General features: G+C 70.2%; 15 protein-coding genes. 9 read left to right on the forward strand and 6 right to left on the reverse strand.

The window, feature by feature from the left end; all coding sequences use genetic code 11:
- Positions 1-127 precede the first annotated feature (127 nt).
- The 7 genes from HZZ10_RS10870 to HZZ10_RS10900 all read left to right on the forward strand — a co-directional run bounded on the left by HZZ10_RS10870 (position 128) and on the right by HZZ10_RS10900 (position 7,315).
- Positions 128-979, forward strand: coding sequence for a DUF4397 domain-containing protein (locus tag HZZ10_RS10870; RefSeq protein WP_056132270.1), 852 nt, complete (start codon positions 128-130; stop codon positions 977-979).
- A gap of 14 nt (positions 980-993) precedes the next feature.
- Entirely contained in the window at positions 994-1,734 is a 741-nt protein-coding gene (locus HZZ10_RS10875) for a class F sortase (protein ID WP_179913521.1), read from the forward strand.
- Between the two features lie 107 nt (positions 1,735-1,841).
- Entirely contained in the window at positions 1,842-2,411 is a 570-nt protein-coding gene (locus tag HZZ10_RS10880) for an RNA polymerase sigma factor (RefSeq protein ID WP_179913522.1), read from the forward strand.
- Complete coding sequence (locus HZZ10_RS10885) at positions 2,392-3,180, forward strand: anti-sigma factor (RefSeq protein WP_056132278.1); 789 nt, start codon at positions 2,392-2,394, stop codon at positions 3,178-3,180. The genes HZZ10_RS10880 and HZZ10_RS10885 overlap by 20 nt, the downstream gene beginning before the upstream one ends.
- A 202-nt stretch (positions 3,181-3,382) precedes the next feature.
- Positions 3,383-5,662 carry a formate C-acetyltransferase gene (pflB, locus tag HZZ10_RS10890; protein ID WP_179913523.1) on the forward strand — a complete coding sequence of 760 codons (2,280 nt, stop codon included), beginning with the start codon at positions 3,383-3,385 and terminating at the stop codon, positions 5,660-5,662.
- Between the two features lie 188 nt (positions 5,663-5,850).
- Entirely contained in the window at positions 5,851-6,726 is an 876-nt protein-coding gene (gene pflA / locus HZZ10_RS10895) for a pyruvate formate-lyase-activating protein (RefSeq protein ID WP_218928675.1), read from the forward strand.
- Positions 6,727-6,931: 205 nt separating this feature from the next.
- The gene (locus tag HZZ10_RS10900) at positions 6,932-7,315 is read left to right on the forward strand and encodes a VOC family protein (protein WP_056132283.1); all 384 of its coding nucleotides are present in this window, start codon (positions 6,932-6,934) and stop codon (positions 7,313-7,315) included.
- 169 nt (positions 7,316-7,484) lie between these two features.
- On the opposite strand, the gene HZZ10_RS10905 is transcribed toward HZZ10_RS10900, so the two are convergent.
- The 6 genes from HZZ10_RS10905 to HZZ10_RS10930 all read right to left on the reverse strand — a co-directional run bounded on the left by HZZ10_RS10905 (position 7,485) and on the right by HZZ10_RS10930 (position 14,915).
- Positions 7,485-9,674, reverse strand: a complete 2,190-nt coding sequence (locus HZZ10_RS10905; RefSeq protein ID WP_179913525.1) for a 3-hydroxyacyl-CoA dehydrogenase NAD-binding domain-containing protein — start codon at positions 9,672-9,674, stop codon at positions 7,485-7,487.
- A 9-nt stretch (positions 9,675-9,683) separates the two neighbouring features.
- Positions 9,684-10,928, reverse strand: coding sequence for a thiolase family protein (locus HZZ10_RS10910; protein ID WP_179913526.1), 1,245 nt, complete (start codon positions 10,926-10,928; stop codon positions 9,684-9,686).
- 107 nt (positions 10,929-11,035) lie between these two features.
- Positions 11,036-11,839 (reverse strand): carbon-nitrogen hydrolase family protein, encoded by an 804-nt coding sequence (locus HZZ10_RS10915; protein WP_179913527.1) that lies wholly within the window; start codon positions 11,837-11,839, stop codon positions 11,036-11,038.
- A 38-nt stretch (positions 11,840-11,877) separates the two neighbouring features.
- Positions 11,878-12,894: a lipid II:glycine glycyltransferase FemX gene (locus HZZ10_RS10920; protein WP_179913528.1), complete on the reverse strand. Its 1,017-nt coding sequence runs from the start codon at positions 12,892-12,894 to the stop codon at positions 11,878-11,880.
- 16 nt (positions 12,895-12,910) lie between these two features.
- Positions 12,911-14,236, reverse strand: coding sequence for an HRDC domain-containing protein (locus HZZ10_RS10925; protein ID WP_179913529.1), 1,326 nt, complete (start codon positions 14,234-14,236; stop codon positions 12,911-12,913).
- Between the two features lie 100 nt (positions 14,237-14,336).
- Positions 14,337-14,915, reverse strand: a complete 579-nt coding sequence (locus tag HZZ10_RS10930; RefSeq protein ID WP_179913530.1) for a DUF3000 domain-containing protein — start codon at positions 14,913-14,915, stop codon at positions 14,337-14,339.
- A gap of 255 nt (positions 14,916-15,170) precedes the next feature.
- Here HZZ10_RS10930 and gnd point away from each other — a divergent pair, with 255 nt between their 5' ends.
- Together gnd and HZZ10_RS10940 are read left to right on the forward strand one after the other, a co-directional pair.
- Entirely contained in the window at positions 15,171-16,610 is a 1,440-nt protein-coding gene (gene gnd / locus HZZ10_RS10935; protein ID WP_179913531.1) for an NADP-dependent phosphogluconate dehydrogenase, read from the forward strand.
- Between the two features lie 4 nt (positions 16,611-16,614).
- Positions 16,615-17,862 (forward strand): carboxylate--amine ligase, encoded by a 1,248-nt coding sequence (locus HZZ10_RS10940; RefSeq protein ID WP_179913532.1) that lies wholly within the window; start codon positions 16,615-16,617, stop codon positions 17,860-17,862.
- The last annotated feature ends 46 nt before the right edge of the window (positions 17,863-17,908 follow it).

Here is a 17,908-nt window from a genome sequence, read left to right on the forward strand (position 1 = left end):
CCTGCGGAGAACTTTCTTGCCCCGAAGTGCATCCGCGGGCGCCCGCGCGGGAGAACTACAGGTGTCAGAAGGAACACCGGAGCTCCCCACGCCACCCCGCTGGGGACGTTCGACATCTGGAGTACTCATGCGAGCTCGAGACCGCGTCATCACCTCAGTGGCTGTCGCCGCACTGACCGCCGGAGGAGCTGGACTCCTCGTGGCCCCCGCACAGGCCCAGACCGAGGGTGCAGACGCCTCCCTGTCTGTGCTGCACGGTGTCCCTGGGCTCACCGTCGACGTCTGGGTCAACGGCGAGCGGACCCTGGACGACTTCGAGCCCGGCACCCTCGCCGGCCCCCTCGACCTCCCCGCCGGCACCTACAGCGTCGCCATCACGGCGGCCGACGCTGTCGACGCGAGCGCACCGGCCATCGGCCCCGTCGACCTCCCGCTCGCCGCCGGGACGAGCTACACGGCTGTCGCCCACCTCGACGCTGCGGGAACCCCGACCGCCACGCTCTTCACCAACGACACCTCGACCACGGCGGCCGGAGAGGGACGCCTCACCGTGCGCCACGTCGCCGCCGCGCCGGCTGTCGACGTCCTCGCAGGGGGCACAGCCGTGATCAGCGGGCTCGAGAACCCCGCAGAGCAGGTCCTCGACCTCCCGGCCTCGACGCTGTCGGTCGCCGTGGCAGCAGCCGGTACGACGGAGCCGGTCCTCGGCCCTGTCGACGTGACCGTCGCCGAAGGGGTCAACACCATCGCGTACGCCTACGGCAGCCTGGCGGACGGCACCCTCGCGCTCGCGACGCAGACCGTCGACGGCCTGCACTCGGCGCCGTCGGCCATCCAGGCCGGGGAGGTCGGGCTGGCGGCGACAGGATTCACCTCTGACGGCCCGTCGCCCTGGGTCGTGGTGAGCGCAGGACTGGTTCTCGTGGCCGCCGCCTCGGTGGTCCTCCTCACGGTCCGGCGCAGCCGGGCGCGCGTCTGAGCACCCGTCTCGCGATGCGTCTGACGCCCACGGGCGCCCACCCGGCGAGCAGCAGCAGGCTGCTGCTCGCCGGGTCGCTCGCGCTCCTGATCGTGATCTCCTCCGGCTGCGCCCGGCAGGTCGAGCCGCCCCCAGCCATGGCCGGGACGCAGGTCGTCGAGCCCTCGACGCCGGGCACGCCCACGACGCCCCCGGTGCCAGACGGGCCCCAGCCGTCACCACCCTCGTCGCCGCGGGTGCCTGCTCCGGCACCGGACCCCGCTGACATCCCGGTCCGCCCCGCTGCAGACGCGCTCGCAGGCGAGCTCCCGAGACCAGTCAGGGTCGTCGTCGACGCGCTCGACATCGACATGGAGGTCGAGGCTCTCGGGGTCGCCCCCGACGGCACCATGGAGCTCCCGGAGACCGGGCTGCGGGCAGCCTGGTACAGGTACGGTTCCGCGCCGTCCAGCGCCGCCGGGGTGACGCTCCTGGCCGCTCATGCCGACACCCGGTCGACAGGTCTCGGTCCCTTCGCGAGGCTCGTGGACGCCGAGGTCGGCAGTGCTGTGGTCGTCACCGACGAGAGCGGCGAGGACGTCACCTACACGGTCACGGAGAAGGCCCAGGTGGCCAAGTCGGAGATCGCGCTCGACGACCTCTTCAGCAGGGAGGGGCCACGGCGTCTCGTGCTCGTCACCTGTGGTGGCGTCTTCGACCGCAGCACAGGACACTATGTGGACAACGTCGTCGTCACCGCTGTGCCGGCGTCGTGAGCGGGTCGTCCGGGCCGCTCACCTCGGTGGACGGTGGACCGCAAGGGCCCCGAGATCAGCGAGAGCACCGAGAGTTCCGAGCGGATGGCGACCAGGGAGGGCTCAGGGTGGGTGACACGGTCGACCTGCACGCCGACGACCTCGCTGCTCGTTTCGCGGGCGGTGACGAGAGCGCTCTCGCCGACGCCTACGGTCGGTGGTCGTCCCTCGTGTACTCGGTCGCACTCCGTTCCCTGGGGAGCGCCGCCGACGCCGAGGACGTGACGCAGCAGGTCTTCGTCGCCGCCTGGCGGGGGAGGGACGGCTACGACCCCGGGCGCGCACGGCTGTCGACCTGGGTGATGGGCATCGCCCGGTTCAAGATCGCCGACGCGCACGCCGCTGCGGCGCGCCATCGTACTGTCGTCGAGGCGACAGCCACCGCGATCCCCGAGGAGGTGACGACCGACCGCATGGCAGAGCAGACCACGCTGCGGCTCCTGGTCGCCGACGAGCTCGACAAGCTGGGGGAGCCTGCGGGGACGATCCTGCGGCTAGCCTTCTTCCGCGACCTCACGCACGTCCAGATCGCCGACGAGATGAGGCTGCCCCTGGGCACCGTCAAGAGTCACGTCCGACGCAGCCTGACGCGGTTGCGCACACGGTTGGAGGTGGACGGTGCAGCATCTCGACCCTGAGACCCTGGCGCTGCTCGCGCTCGGGGAGCACCCCGGCGACGTGTCGACAGACGCAGACCGGGCGCACCTGGACGCCTGCGCAGCCTGCAGCACCGAGCTCTCGGCGCTCTCGGAGGTGTCGCAGGTGGCCACCACGGTCACTGCCGCCGACGTCCTCGTGGCGCCGGGCGCTGCGGTGTGGCAGCGGATCCACGCCGAGCTCGGGCTCCGCGACGTCGGTCCTGAGAACCCGGTCCGCGAGCCTCTCGCGCCGCCCGTCGACGACGGGGACCGACGCCTGAGCGTCGTCCGGGACACCGCCCCGCCCACGAGCGCGCCCAGGCAGCGCAGGCTCCTGCCCTGGGTGTCGGCTGCCGCTGCTGCGGCGCTGGTCGTCGGAGTGGCTGGAGGAGTGTTCTGGGAGCGCCAGGAGTCGACCGGAGCCGAGGTCACGTTGGCCTCGGCGTCGCTCGACGCGCTGCCGGCCTGGCCCGACGCCTCCGGGCAGGCCAGGCTCGAAGAGTCGGCGGACGGGCTGCGGCAGGTGGTCGTCGACGTCGACGCAGCCGCGACCCCCGGTGGGTACCGCGAGGTCTGGTTGCTCGCCGACGACCTGAGCGGTCTGGTGAGTCTCGGTGTGCTCGAGGGGAACCAGGGCCGCTTCGACGTCCCCGCCGGCCTCGACGTCTCGCGCTTCTCGCTCGTGGACGTGTCTCAAGAGCCTCTCGACGGGGACCCCGGGCACTCCGGGGACTCGATCGTCCGCGGCGCTCTGGGAGCAGCGTCGTGAGAGCCTGGGTCCGGGGGTGAGGGGAAGCCCTGCGCAAGTGACCTTGGCCCTGTCTACCTCTGATCTGGACGCGCCCGGCTCGGTGTGACGCACGCCTCCCTCGGCCGATGGACCGAGGGCCTAAGGTCCCAAGTCGTCCTATGAATATCTCCATAGTCTGAGAGCACGATCAGAACGGTCGAGCAGGACGAAGGAGACGACGATGACTACAACCGCAGACGGCTCGGCCACGACGGCCGGTGCTACCGCTCCCGCAGCGTGGCGGACGTTCGAGACCGGGCCGTGGACGGAGTCCGTCGACGTCCGCGACTTCATGCAGCGCAACTACACCCCCTACGAGGGCGACGCCTCGTTCCTCGCGGGGCCCACAGCCAAGACGCTGGCCGTGTGGGACACCCTCGAGAAGGAGTACCTGTCGGTCGAGCGCGCCAAGCGCGTCTTCGACGTCGACACCCACATCCCCGCGGACGTGGACGCCTTCCCGGCCGGTTACATCAGCGCTGACGACGACGTCGTCGTCGGGCTGCAGACCGACGTCCCGCTCAAGCGCGCGATGATGCCGTACGGCGGCTGGCGCATGGTCGAGACCGCCATCAAGGAGGCCGGCCTCGAGCCCGACCCGCAGGTGAAGGAGATCTTCACCAAGTACCGCAAGACCCACAACGAGGGTGTCTTCGACATCTACACCCCGCGCATCCGTGCAGCCCGCTCGTCCCACATCATCACCGGCCTTCCCGACTCCTACGGCCGCGGCCGCATCATCGGCGACTACCGCCGTGTCGCGCTCTACGGCGTCGACTTCCTCATCTCCGAGAAGATGAAGGACAAGGACCTCGTCGCAGACCAGGGCTTCACCGAGAGCTGGGCGCGCTACCGCGAAGAGCACTCCGAGCAGATCAAGGCGCTCAAGAAGCTCAAGAACCTCGGCGAGCAGTACGGCTTCGACCTCGGTCGCCCGGCGGCCACGGCCAAGGAAGCCGTCCAGTGGACGTACTTCGGCTACCTCGCTGCCGTGAAGTCTCAGGACGGTGCGGCCATGAGCATCGGTCGCCTCTCCGCCTTCCTCGACACCTACGTCGAGCGTGACTTCGCCGAGGGCACCCTCACGGAGTCCGAGGCCCAGGAGCTCATCGACGCCCTGGTCATCAAGCTGCGCATCACGCGCTTCCTGCGGACCATCGACTACGACCAGATCTTCTCGGGCGACCCGTACTGGGCCACCTGGTCCGACGCCGGCTTCGGCGACGACGGCCGCACGCAGGTCACCAAGACCTCGTTCCGCCTGCTCCAGACGCTCCGCAACCTCGGCCCGGCTCCCGAGCCGAACATCACGATCTTCTGGCACGAAGACCTGCCCCAGGGCTACAAGGACTTCTGCGCCGCGATCTCGATCGAGACCTCGGCCATCCAGTACGAGTCCGACGCGCAGATCCGCCAGCACTGGGGTGACGACGCCGCGATCGCCTGCTGCGTGTCCCCGATGCGGGTCGGCAAGCAGATGCAGTTCTTCGGGGCCCGCGTCAACGCTGCCAAGAGCCTGCTCTACGCGGTCAACGGTGGGCGCGACGAGATGAGCGGCAAGCAGATCGTCTCAGGCTTCGAGGGCATCACCTCCGACGAGCCGCTCAGCTACGACGAGGTGTGGGCGAAGTACGACGCCATGCTCGACTGGGTCGTCCAGACCTACGTCGAGGCGCTCAACATCATCCACTACAGCCACGACAAGTACGCCTACGAGTCGATCGAGATGGCGCTCCACGACTCCGAGATCGTGCGCACGATGGGCTGCGGCATCGCCGGCCTGTCGATCGTCACCGACAGCCTGTCGGCCATCAAGTACGCGACGGTCACCCCGGTCCGCGACGAGACCGGTCTTGTCGTCGACTACATCACCGAGGGCGACTTCCCCGTCTACGGCAACGACGACGACAAGGCCGACGAGATCGCCCAGCTGGTCGTCAAGACAGTCATGGACAAGATCCGGGCGCTGCCGCTCTACCGCGACGCCGTCCCGACCCAGTCCGTCCTGACGATCACGTCCAACGTGGTCTACGGCAAGGCGACCGGCAGCTTCCCCTCCGGTCACCGCAAGGGCGAGCCCTTCTCCCCGGGTGCCAACCCCGAGAACGGCATGGACACGCACGGTATGGTCGCCTCCATGCTCTCGGTGGGCAAGCTCGACTACAACGACGCGCTCGACGGCATCTCGCTGACGAACACGATCACCCCCTCCGGCCTCGGCCGGAACAAGGAGGAGCAGGTCGGCAACCTCGTCGGCATCCTGGACGCCGGGATGACCGAGGGCCTCTTCCACGCGAACATCAACGTCCTCAACAGGGAGACCCTCGAGGACGCGATCGAGAACCCGGAGAACTACCCCAACCTCACGGTCCGGGTCTCCGGCTACGCGGTGAACTTCGTCAAGCTGACGCGCGAGCAGCAGATGGACGTCTTGGCCCGCACGTTCCACCAGTCGGCGTGAGCCGCCACCTCCGCCCGCGGAGGTGACCCGACGGCGGCGGCTGCTCGAGACGAGCGGCCGCCGCCGGAAACACCAGGCTCCGCGCCAGCGGCGCGGACCACCGGACAGCCGTCCACCCTTCGAAGGGACGCACCATGAGCACCCAGACCACCGGCGAGGCAGTCGGGAGCGCGCAGCAGGTTTCAGGGATGCGGGGCGTCCAGGCACCGGGACCCGCAGAGTCGACCTTCGACAAAGACTTCGAGGCCCCGGAGCGCCGGACCGTCGGCGCAGGAACCGAAGGTCTGGCGATCTCGGGTGCGAGCCACGGCGACAGGCTCACCCAGATGCGAGAAGGGACTCTCGGGTCGATCCACTCCTGGGAGCTCGTGACGGCGGTCGACGGGCCCGGTACCCGGATGACGGTCTTCTTCGCAGGGTGCCCTCTGCGCTGCCTCTACTGCCACAACCCCGACACCTTCAAGATGAAGGACGGGGAGTCTGTCACCTCCGACGAGCTGCTGCGACGGATCCGGCGTTACAGGGCCCTGTTCCGCGCGACAGGCGGAGGGCTGACGATCTCCGGTGGCGAGGTGCTCATGCAGCCGGCATTCGCCGCGACGATCCTCAAGGGCGCCAAGGCTGAAGGCATCCACACCACGATCGACACCTCCGGGTACCTCGGTGCGTCGTGCACCGACGAGATGCTCGAGAACATCGACCTCGTCCTGCTCGACGTGAAGTCGGGTGACGAGGCGACCTACAAGAAGGTCACCGGGCGTGAGCTCCAGCCGACCCTCGACTTCGGTCGGCGGCTGGCCGCCAAGGACATCGAGATCTGGCTGAGGTTCGTCCTCGTCCCTGGGCTCACCGACGATGTCGAGAACGTCGAGAAGGTCGCCCAGTACGCTGCCACGCTGTCGTCCGTCTCCCGCGTGGAGGTGCTCCCCTTCCACCAGATGGGGCTGGACAAGTGGAAGACGCTCGGGCTGAAGTACGAGCTCGCCGACGCCGAACCGCCGAGCAAAGAGCTGCTCGAGCGGGTGCGCGACCAGTTCCGCAGCAAAGGTCTGACCGTCTACTGACCCGCGGTCGCCGTCAGCAGGTCCTGCTGACCCGACCCGTCCTGCTGGACCGACCCGTCTCGCCGACCCGACCCGACCCGACCTGCTGGCCGAGCCGGGAACGAGCACGCGGTACCGCTCAGAGGATGCTGCGGTGCCTGGTCAGGCAGAGCTGGGGGCGTCGCGCCCGAGGTGCCCGTGAGCTCGGGCGGTGCCAGAGTGGAGCATGGCAATCACACAGATCCAGCTCTTCTCGGTCCCCGTCTCCGACCAGGACCGTTCGCGCGACTTCTACCGTGACGTCCTCGGTTTCCAGGTCCTCGGCGACCGCCAGCTGACCCCCGAGATGCGGTGGCTCCAGCTGGCTCCGCCCCGCGGAGACACGAGCATCACCCTCGTCACGTGGTTCCCGACGATGCAGCCGGGGGACCTCAAGGGCATCGTCGTCGAGACCGACGACCTCGACGGCGACGTCACCAGGCTCACCGAGGCTGGTGTGACCTTCACCAGCGGGATCGACGAGCAGCCGTGGGGACGCTTCGCCACCTTCGACGACCCTGACGGCAACGGCATCGTCCTGCAGCACACGACGAACCGCGTGCTCATCTGAGCGAGCCCACCACCTCACGAGCCCGCCACATCATGAGCCCGCTTCCTCCCGGGCTCCCGGGCTCACGGGCACTCGAGTCACGAGCCACGAGCCCTGACTCCTGAGCTCACCGACGTGCAGAGGGACCCCGGCACCCGCCGGGGTCCCTCTGCACGTCAGTCGTCTGCGGTCAGGCAGGCACGTTCGCGACACCGTCCGGGAGCAGGCGTCGCCTGAGGACAGCCTCAGAAGCCCCCGAGCGGTCGAGGTACGGCGTGATCCCACCTGCGCTGAAGGGCCAGCCAGCCCCGAGGATCATGCAGAGGTCGATCTGCGACGGCTCGGAGACGACACCCTCGTCGAGCATCAGACCGACCTCGCGGGCGAGGGAACGCAGCACGGCGTCGAGGACCCCGGCCTCGTCGAGGGGATCGGCAGCGCGCGCCGGGTCGCGCACGCTGTCGAAGACCGCCTGGAGCGCCGGGTCGACCGAGGCGGGCACACCGCGGGCGGGGGACGGCAGGACGACTGGGATCGACTCGGAGACGATCTTCTCCAGTCCCGGTGACGCCGGGAACCTGTCACCCAGCTCCTCACGCAGCGACGTGAGGACGTGCAGACCGACCGCCGGCCCGACGAGGTCGAAGAGCGCAAAAGGCCCCATCGGCAGCCCGAGCGGGCGCAGCGCCCTGTCGGCCACCTCGACCGGTGTCCCCGACTCGACTGCGCCGACGATCTCGCCGAGCAGCAGGACGAGCAACCTGTTGACGACAAAACCTGGCCTGTCCCGCACGAGGACCGCGGTCTTGCGGAGCGTCTTCGCGACGGCGAAGGCAGTCGCGACGGCCTCGTCGGAGGACTTCTCCGCGCGGACGACCTCGACCAGGGGCATCTGGGCGACAGGGTTGAAGAAGTGCAGCCCGACGACCCGCTCGGGGTGCTGGAGGTCGGCGGCCATCTTCGTCACCGAGAGGGCCGAGGTGTTCGTCACGAGGATCGCCTCGGCGGAGATCACGCCCTCGAGCTCGGCGAAGACCCGCTTCTTGAGGTCGAGCACCTCGGTGATCGCCTCGACGACAAGATCACAGCCGGCGAGCTCGCCGAGGTCTGTCGTGCCCCTGACGCCCGCCGAGATCGCGGCGGCCTTGTCGGCAGGCATGCGCCCGGTCGACACCAGCTTCTCGACGGTGCTGCGCACGTGGTCCAGCCCGTGCTGCACCCGTGCGTCGTCGAGGTCGCGCATCACGACGGGGACACCGAGCCGCTGGGCGAAGAGCAGCGCGAGCTGGGCGGCCATGAGTCCCGCACCGACGATGCCGACCCGGGTCACGGGCCGGGCGAGGTCCTTCGACGGTGCACCGACGGGCTTCTTGCCGGCGTTGACGGTCTGGAAGGCGTAGACCGACGCCCGCATCTCGTCGCTCATGATGAGGTCGGCGAGGGCGTCGTCCTCCGCGGCGAAGGCGGACACCGGGTCGGCGTCGCGCGCGGTAGCCAGGAGGTCGAGCGCCCTGTACGGGGCTGGACGGGAGCCGTGCAGCACGGCGTCCAGCCGTTCGCGGGCGGCGTCGACCGTCGCCTGCCACTGCGCGGCCGGGGCGAGCGGCGGTCGCTCGACGGTGACCTCGCCACGCAGCACGGCGTCGGCCCACACGAGAGACTGCTCGAGGAAGTCCGCGGCGTCGAAGAGCGCGTCGGCGAGCCCGGTCTCGTAGGCCTGCGCACCTGTGAAGGGCTTGTTCGCTGCGGGGCGGGTGAGGATGACGTCGATCGCCTTCTCGATCCCGACGAGGCGCGGGACCCTGTAGCAGCCGCCCCAGCCGGGGACGAGGCCGAGCGAGGTCTCGGGCAGCGCGACGGCCGCGACGTCGGTCGCGACGGTGCGGTAGGTGCAGGCGAGCGCGAGCTCGAGGCCGCCGCCGAGGGCGACACCGTTGATGAAGGCGAAGGTCGGCACTGCCATGCGGTCGAGCAGGTCGTAGGCGGCGTGACCGGCCACCCCGAGGGCGTGCGCCGCATCGCGGTCGGACACGGAGCTCACGGCGGTCAGGTCGGCGCCGGCCGCGAGGACGAAGGGCTTCCCGGTCACCGCAGCCGCGACGATCTCGCCGCGGGCAGCCCGTCCGGAGACCGCAGAGAGAGTGTCGTGCAGCTCGGCGACGCCGAGCGGCCCGAGGGTCGAGGGCTTCGTGTGGTCGAGACCGTTGTCGAGGGTCACGAGGGCGAGGGTCCCGCCGCTCGGGAGCGTCACGTCGCGCACGAGAGAGTGCGTGACCCTCTCTGCGCGGGCCGCGGTGCCCGTCGTGGGCTGCGCGTCCGTGCCGGGGGTCGCGCTCGCAGAGTCGGCGCCGGGGGACTGGGTCGAGGTCGTTCCGGTCATGGTGTCTCCTCAGCTCTCGTGCGACGTGGTGGTGTGGCCTGAGTAGTCGGCGTGCTGCGGGTTCTCCCACACGACGGTGCCGCCCATGCCGAGACCGACGCACATGGTCGTGATCCCGTACCGCACGTCGGGGCGGGCGGCGAACTGCCGGGCGAGCTGCGTCATGAGCCGGACCCCGGACGCCGCGAGCGGGTGACCGACGGCGATGGCCCCGCCGTAGGGGTTGACCCGAGGGTCGTCGTCGGCGATGCCGAAGTGGTCGAGCAGGCTGAGCACCTGCACGGCGAAGGCCTCGTTCACCTCGATGATGCCGATGTCGTCCATGGTCAGACCGGCCGTCTGCAGCGCGCGCTCGGTCGACGGGACAGGGCCGATGCCCATGATCTCGGGGGCGACGCCGGCGTAGGCGAAGGACACCAGGCGCATCCGGACGGGGAGCCCGAGCTCGGCGGCGGTGTCGCCCGCGGCGACGAGGCACATGGCGGCGCCGTCGGTGAGCGGTGAGGCGTTGCCCGCCGTGACCTTACCGCCGGGGCGGAAGGGGGTCTTGAGGTGCGCGAGGTCGGCGAGCGTGGTCCCGGGCCGGGCGAGCTCGTCGGCAGTCGCCAGACCCCAGCCGAGCTCGGGGGAGCGGACGGCGACGGGGACCAGGTCGGGGGCGATGTGACCGTCGGCGACAGCCGCCGCGTAGCGCTCCTGGCTCGCGACGGCGTACCTGTCGGCCCGTTCCTTGGTGAGGCCGGGGAACCTGTCGTGGAGGTTCTCGGCTGTCGCGCCCATGACGAGCGCCGTCGGATCGACGAGGCGCTCGGAGACGAACCTCGGGTTGGGGTCGGCGTCGAAGCCCATCGGGTGGTGACCCATGTGCTCGACCCCGCCGGCGATCGCGACGTCCTGCTGGCCGAAGCCGATCGCCGAGGCCGTGGCTGTCACGGCTGTCATCGCACCCGCGCACATGCGGTCCACGGCGAAGCCCGGGACGGACCTCGGCAGACCAGCCAGCACGGCGACGGACCTGCCGAGCGTCAGGCCCTGGTCGCCGGTCTGGGTCGTCGCGGCGATCGCGACCTCGTCGATCCGCTCGGGTGGCAGCCCAGGATGGCGGCGGACGAGCTCGCGGACCGACTTCACGGCGAGGTCGTCGGCTCGGGTGTGGGCGTAGAGGCCGTCGGGACGGGCTTTGCCGAAGGGGGTGCGCACCCCGTCGACGAAGACGACGTCACGGGCTGTGGGGCGACGAGCAGAGGTCGTCATCGGGAGACTCCTGACTGGTGGACGACGGTGTCCAGGGCCGGCGACGTGCCGGCGCGGTACATGCTACCGGCAGTCTCAGTCAGATGCAGGAGGTCGGCCGAGCGGGGTCAGAAGACGGGGACCGCAGGTGTCACCGCGGCCTCGACGGCCGAGGTCGGCACGACGAGGAGTGCCGCGTCGAGCGTGGCGAGCGTGAGACCCGTGCTCGTGCCGGCTGCGGCGATGCGCTCGCCGTCAGGAGCCCACGCACCGCTCGAGCCGCAGGCGAACCCCGCTCCGGTCGCGCCGACATGGTTGGCGATCGCGGAGAACATCCGGTTGTCCATGGCCCGGGCCGCTCCGTGCACGTCGACCCGGCGTTCTTCACCCTCGGTGTAGAGGGTCGAGCAGGCGTAGAGGTCGGCCCCGAGCCCGCGGGCGTGCGCCGCGTGGCTCGGGTGCGCGACGTCGAGGCAGACCGCGAGGGCTACCGCCCAGCCGTCGACGTCGACGGTCTCGGTCGCAGGGGAGCCAGGGGAGAAGAGGTCGTGCTCCTGACCGTGCAGGTGCTGCTTGCCCTGCGTGACCACAGGGCCGTCCGCGGGGCAGGCGAGCGCAGCCAGCTGGCGGGTCCCGTCGACCAGCACGAGGGCCGCCGTGAGCACGATGGTCACCCCCGTGTCGGCGACGGTTGCGCGCAGCGGCGCGAGCCGCGGGTCGTCGACAGTCAGCCAGAGGTCGTCGTCGCCGAGCAGGTCCAGCTCGTAGCCTGTGAGCGTGAGCTCGGGCAGCACGAGGAGGCGTGCGCCGAGCTCGCGGGCCGCCGCGGTCGCTGCGACGACCGACGAGACGTTCGCCTCGATGTCGCCGGGGGCCGACTCTGCCTGGAGGAGGGCGACGGTCAGGTCTGGGAGCACGCGGTCCGTGGGCACGGAGGCAGCCTATGGTGCTGCGGTCGGTCCGCGCGAGGTCAGCGCGAGACTGAGCGCAAGACCTTCTTGGCTGTCGGCAGCGCACGGTTCCAGGTCGAGTACCAGAAGGAGAACGGCACGTCGATGCTGCCCACGAGCGTGTCGGTGTGCTGGGCGAAGCTCCGCTTGAAGTCGGAGATGCCGTCGTTGAGCAGACCGTTCATGTCGTAGCGGCTCAGGCCGCCGCGCTTGGCCTCCATCATCGACTCCCACTTGACGGGGGCGTTGGCCCGCAGCTTGCGGCCGCGGTCGTTGATCCCCCCGTAGAGCTCGAAGGAGGTGGTCGCCGAGCTGATGCACCAGACGAAGGCCACAGGCGACCCGTCGTCGTCGAAGGCGGCCACCACGACGGAGTGCTCACCGAGGAGCCTGTGGATGTCGAGGTAGTACTCGTCGGTGTGCAGGGCGAACCCGGCTCGTTCGGCGGTCTCGTGGTAGACACCGAGGACGGCCTTGACGGTCTCCTCGTCGGTCACGCGCCGCACGTCCAGCCCGGACCGCCCGGCCTTGCGGATGTCGTAGCGCGTCGACTTCGACATGACGGCCTGGAGCTCGTCCTCGCTCTGCGTGAGGTCGACGATCAGCGTCTCGGGGTAGAGGATCGGGTTCTCTGCGACACGTCCGCCGGTGATGTCGAGGGCGGCGTCGTCGGCGTCCCAGTCGGGCTCGAAGGTGATCCCGACGCCTCGGACCGTGGTGCGGCAGTGGTCGGCGACGGCGTCGCAGACCCGCGCGCGGTCGGCCTCGTGCACCACCACGGGTCCGCGGGCGACATAGCTGAGGGCGCGGAACACGCTCGGCAGGGGGCGCACGAGCACCTGGGCGAGCCCGACGGTGCGTGGCTCTCCGACCTCGCCGGCAGAGCCGTCCTGCTCGACGACCCGCAGACGTAGGGCGCGCCAGCCGTGCGCGGCCTTGAGCTCACCCCAGCCCCAGAGCTGGAGGGGGTGGCCGCCGAGGGCGAGGACCTCCTCGTCCCAGGTGGGCTGGTCGGTGACGACGTCGATGCTGAGCATTCCTGAGACCCTACCGTCAGGCAGAGGCTGCGGGGGCCTGCGGCGGGGCGACCTTCGCCTCGGTGAGCGCTGTCGCGAGCGGTCCCGCGAGCAGGTCGGTCTGCCAGGCGCGGGCACCGCGTCCGCGCAAGAACTCTGTCACCGTCTCAGGGGTGATGGGCTCCGGGGGTGTCCAGCAGAGACGTCGCAGCGCGTCCGGCTGCAGCAGGTTCTCGACCGGGATGTGGTGCTCCTCACCCATCCGGGTGACGAGGTCGCGAGCCGCGTCGAGGCGTGCGGCGGCGAGGGGGTCACGGTCGACCCAGGCGCGCGGGGACGGCGGGGCGTCCGAGCGTGGACCGTGGAGGGTCGGGAGCTCGGACTGGGGGAGAGCCAGTGCCCTGTCGATCGCCGACTGCCAGAGCACGGCGCGACGCTGGGTGCCCTTGCCCGAGAACGCCGGCAGGGCGGTCAGCGCAGGGACGGTGCGCGGCATGGCCTGGGCCGCGGCGACGATCGCGCGGTCGGGCAGCACCCGGCCCGGAGCGACGTCACGCTTGCGGGCGTTCTCGTCCCGGGTGGTCCAGAGCTCACGCACGACGGCGAGCTGGCGGGCCTGACGCAGCGTGTGGCTCCCGGAGACGCGGCGCCACGGGTCGACGCGTGGCGCCGCAGGAGCGGCGAGGCGCACGGCCTCGAACTCCTGGCGCGCCCACTCGGTCTTGCCGGCTGCCTCGAGACGCTCGGCCATGCGGTCGCGGAGCTCGACGAGCACCTCTACGTCGAGGGCCGCGTACAGCAACCAGGCCTCGGGGAGCGGGCGGGTCGACCAGTCGACGGCCGAGTGCTCCTTGGCGAGCCCCAGCCCGAGGACCTCGGCCACGACGGCCGCCAGGCCGACCCGCTCCATGCCGAGGATGCGGGCGGCGAGCTCGGTGTCGAAGATCGCCGACGGGACGAGCTTCTGCTCGGCGAGGCCCGGCAGGTCCTGCGAGGCAGCGTGCAGCACCCACTCGACCCCGTCGAGGGCCTCGCTCAGCGACGAGAGGTCGGGCAGCGCGACAGGGTCGATCAGGATCGTCCCGGCGCCCTCGCGGCGCATCTGGACCAGATACGTCGCCTGCCCGTACCTGTAGCCCGACGCGCGCTCGGCGTCGACGGCCACAGGACCGGTGCCGGCCGCGAAGGCGGTGACGGCGCGCGCGAGCCCGGAGGGGCTGTCGAGGACGCGGGGCACGCCGTCGGCCGGTGCTGTCAGCGGGGTCACCTCAGGGGTGGTCTGGGCAGAGCCCTGCGGGTCGTCTGTCGGCGCTGCTCCTGTCGTCGGGGAGCCCGGCTCTCCGACGGGTGCTGTCGAGGTCATGAGACAACGGTATTGCGTCGTGGGACCGGCACGGGTCTGCCCGGCCGGTGGGTCGACGGCTCCGTAGCCGTCTGGCACGTGCTGTCCGGGGTGGTCGACGTCATCGGTGCTCGTCGAGCGAGGTGATGCCCTCGGGCAGGTGCGGCTGACCGGCGACGGCGCCGAGGAGGTCGGACCAGGCGTGCAGGTGCGCGGTGAGGTCCGGGGAGGTGGGGGTCCACGAGGCGCGGATCTCCAGCTCGATCGTGTCGGGCTGCTCGTCGAGGGCCCCGAAGCTCTGGTTGATCGAGCGGGTGACCGTCCCGCCGATCGCGACGACCTCGCCCACCCTGTCGGCGAGAGACTCGAGCAACCAGCTCCAGGCGACGTCGCCGAGCAGCCCGTCGGTGCTCAGGTCGGGCTCGATCTCGGCGCGGACGAGAGTCACGACGCGGAAGTCGCCCTGCCAGTCGTCTCGGCCCTCGGGGTCGTGCAGGACGATGAACCTGCCGTCGGCGAGCTCCTCGTCGGGGCGCGCCACGTGCGCGAGCGTCCCGGCCAGGGCCGCGGCGAAGGGGGCCACGCGCACGGGGGCGGGAACCTCTTCGAGCTCGAGACCTGGCCTCAGGCGAGGACGTCGTAGCGACTGCAGGGCGCGCACGAAGGCCTGCGGGACCTGGGCGCCTGCGGTGGTGATCACACTGGCACTGTAGGGCTGGCGTGCGACAAAGCCGCCGTGCCACGCCCGCGCCCCGGAGCGTGTCTAGATCGTTACGTCCGCGCAGGTCCGCGGGTGTACCCGGCTCGGCGACGACCGCTGGGCGGCGTGCAGGAGCCGAGAGCGTGACGTACGCATCGTGATACTCAGCGAGCGCCGTCGGCACCCGAGGCTAGGGTGGGAAGGAAGCATGTCGTGACAGGTGAAAGCCCGTCGGAGGCCAAGGAGAGAGCTCGGATGTCAGCACGCGCACAGATCGGCGTCACAGGACTCGCAGTCATGGGTCGCAACCTCGCGAGGAACTTCGCCCGGCACGGGTACACCGTCGCCGTGCACAACCGCTCCTACGCCAAGACCGAGTCGCTCATCGCGGACCACGGGACCGACGGTGACTTCATCCCGTCGGAGTCTATGAAGGACTTCGTCGCGTCGCTCGCCCAGCCGCGCAAGGTCGTCATCATGGTCAAGGCCGGCGGCCCGACCGACGCTGTCATCCAGGAGCTCATCCCGCTGCTCGACGAGGGCGACATCGTCATCGACGCCGGCAACGCGCACTTCCCCGACACCCGTCGCCGCGAGGCAGAGCTCAAGGAGCACGGCCTGCACTTCGTCGGCACCGGCGTGTCCGGCGGCGAAGAGGGCGCGCTCAACGGCCCGAGCATCATGCCCGGTGGCTCCAAGGAGTCCTACGAGTGGCTCGGCCCGATCCTCGAGGACATCTCCGCGAAGGTCGACGGCGTCCCCTGCTGCACCTACGTCGGCTCCGACGGCGCCGGGCACTTCGTCAAGATGGTGCACAACGGCATCGAGTACGCCGACATGCAGCTCATCGCCGAGGCCTACGACCTGCTGAAGCAGGGTCTGGGCGCCTCCGCCAAGGAGATCGGCGAGATCTTCGCCGAGTGGAACAAGGGCGACCTCGAGTCCTTCCTCATCGAGATCACCGCCGACGTGCTGCAGCACGTCGACGCGGAGACCGGCAGCGCCTTCGTCGACATCATCCTCGACCGCGCCGAGCAGAAGGGCACGGGCCGCTGGACGGTCCAGAACGCCCTCGACCTCGGTGTCCCGATCACCGGCATCGCGGAGGCGACCTTCGCCCGCGCGCTCTCCGGGTCCGTGCCGCAGCGCACCGCCGCGAACGGTGTCCTCGAGGCGCACGCCGGGACGTGGGAGGTCACCGACCGCGAGGCCTTCATCGAAGACGTGCGCCTCGCGCTGTACGCTTCCAAGGTCGTCGCGTACTCGCAGGGCTTCGACCAGATCGCCGCCGCCTCCGAGGAGTTCGGCTGGGACATCGACCGTGGTGCGATGGCTCGGATCTGGCGTGGTGGCTGCATCATCCGGGCCCGCTTCCTCAACCGCATCACCGAGGCCTACGAGCGCGACGCGAACCTGCCGCTGCTGCTCGCCGACGAGTACTTCGTCTCCGCTGTCGGCCACGGTGTCAGCGCCTGGCGCCGCATCGTCGCGCAGGCTGCGCTCAACGGCGTGCCGACCCCGGCCTTCGCCTCGTCGCTGTCGTACTACGACGGTGTCCGTGCGGACCGCCTCCCGGCCAACCTCATCCAGGCTCAGCGCGACTTCTTCGGTGCGCACACGTACCAGCGGACCGACAAGGCTGGCGTGTTCCACACGGAGTGGTCGCTCGACCGCAGCGAGTCGACCGAGTCCTGAGAAGATGGTCGACTTCCTCCCCGTAGCCGTCGGCGGTGACATCGGCGTCTACGCGCTGCTGCGCGCCTTCCACGAGCAGTACGGCTCGCGCTCGCTCGTCCTCTCGAGCGTCGCGACCCGTGCCATGACGGACTCGACGTTCATCACGAACGTCGTCACGCCCGGCATCGACGAGCCCGAGACTCTCGTCGCGGCGCTCGAGAAGGTCGCAGCGGAGCACCCTGGTGCCCGGCTGCTGCTGCTGACGAACGCGGACTGGTACGTGCGCGCCATCATCGAGCACCGCGAACGGCTCGAGAAGCACTACCTCATCCCGTTCTGCACGCTCGACGTCCTCGACGTGGTCTCCTCCAAGGAGGCCTTCGCCGAGGTGTGCGCTGAGCTCGACATCCCGACACCGCGGACCGTCGCGGTCGACGTCGCCGACCTCACGGCACGGGGAGGACGGTCGCTCGTCGCAGGCCTCGAGGTCGACCTGGAGTTCCCGGTCGTCGCGAAGCCGTCGTCGAGCGCCGAGTACCACTACATCTCGTTCCCGGGCAAGAAGAAGATCCACCACGTCGAGACCCGGGCAGAGCTCGACGAGCTGCTCGGGCACCTCGTCGACGCCGGGTACACCGGGACCTTCCTCGTGCAGGAGTTCATCCCCGGTGACGAGACGCAGATGCGCTCGCTCACCGCGTACCGGGACTCGAACGGTGAGATCACGCTGCTCGCCACCGGGCGGGTGCTGCTCGAAGAGCACACGCCCGGCACGCTCGGCATCCCTGCCGCGATCCTCACCGAGCCGTACGAGGACGCCATGGAGGCTGCGAGCAGGTTCCTGGACCGTGTCGGGTACCTCGGGTTCGCGAACTTCGACTACAAGTGGGACTCGCGCACCGGGCGCCACGTGTACTTCGAGATGAACCCGCGGATCGGCCGCAACAACTACTACGTCACCGCCGCCGGGGCCAACCCGGCACGGGTGCTCGTCGAAGATCAGGTGCACGGCAACCGCATCGAACCCGTGCGCGCCACGGGCGAGGTGCTGTACACCGTGGTGCCGGTCAGGCTGCTCATGCGGTACATCCTCGAGCCCGGGCTCAAGGCCCGTCTCAAGGGTGTGGTCAAGCGCAAGGGCGTCGTGCACCCGCTGCGGTACCGCGGCGACGGTGGGCTCAAGAGGCGGCTGGTCATCGAGCTGATGACCGCGAACTTCTGGCGGAAGTACAAGGAGTACTACCCGGAGGCTACTGAGACCGGGTACTGACCTAGGTCCAAGCACGACAGCGTCCCAGGAGAGCGTCCCGCAGCAG

Source organism: Sanguibacter inulinus, assembly GCF_013415325.1.
Lineage (GTDB): Bacteria > Actinomycetota > Actinomycetes > Actinomycetales > Cellulomonadaceae > Sanguibacter > Sanguibacter inulinus.

What these genes read in the sequence shown, in the direction of transcription:
- HZZ10_RS10925 (WP_179913529.1), bottom strand. Translation starts at nt 14,236, where the DNA reads ATGACCTCGACAGCACCCGTCGGAGAGCCGGGCTCCCCGACGACAGGA.
- HZZ10_RS10875 (WP_179913521.1), top strand. Translation starts at nt 994, where the DNA reads ATGCGTCTGACGCCCACGGGCGCCCACCCGGCGAGCAGCAGCAGGCTG.
- pflA (WP_218928675.1), top strand. Translation starts at nt 5,851, where the DNA reads ATGCGGGGCGTCCAGGCACCGGGACCCGCAGAGTCGACCTTCGACAAA.
- HZZ10_RS10870 (WP_056132270.1), top strand. Translation starts at nt 128, where the DNA reads ATGCGAGCTCGAGACCGCGTCATCACCTCAGTGGCTGTCGCCGCACTG.
- HZZ10_RS10900 (WP_056132283.1), top strand. Translation starts at nt 6,932, where the DNA reads ATGGCAATCACACAGATCCAGCTCTTCTCGGTCCCCGTCTCCGACCAG.
- HZZ10_RS10905 (WP_179913525.1), bottom strand. Translation starts at nt 9,674, where the DNA reads ATGACCGGAACGACCTCGACCCAGTCCCCCGGCGCCGACTCTGCGAGC.
- gnd (WP_179913531.1), top strand. Translation starts at nt 15,171, where the DNA reads ATGTCAGCACGCGCACAGATCGGCGTCACAGGACTCGCAGTCATGGGT.
- pflB (WP_179913523.1), top strand. Translation starts at nt 3,383, where the DNA reads ATGACTACAACCGCAGACGGCTCGGCCACGACGGCCGGTGCTACCGCT.
- HZZ10_RS10910 (WP_179913526.1), bottom strand. Translation starts at nt 10,928, where the DNA reads ATGACGACCTCTGCTCGTCGCCCCACAGCCCGTGACGTCGTCTTCGTC.
- HZZ10_RS10920 (WP_179913528.1), bottom strand. Translation starts at nt 12,894, where the DNA reads ATGCTCAGCATCGACGTCGTCACCGACCAGCCCACCTGGGACGAGGAG.
- HZZ10_RS10940 (WP_179913532.1), top strand. Translation starts at nt 16,615, where the DNA reads ATGGTCGACTTCCTCCCCGTAGCCGTCGGCGGTGACATCGGCGTCTAC.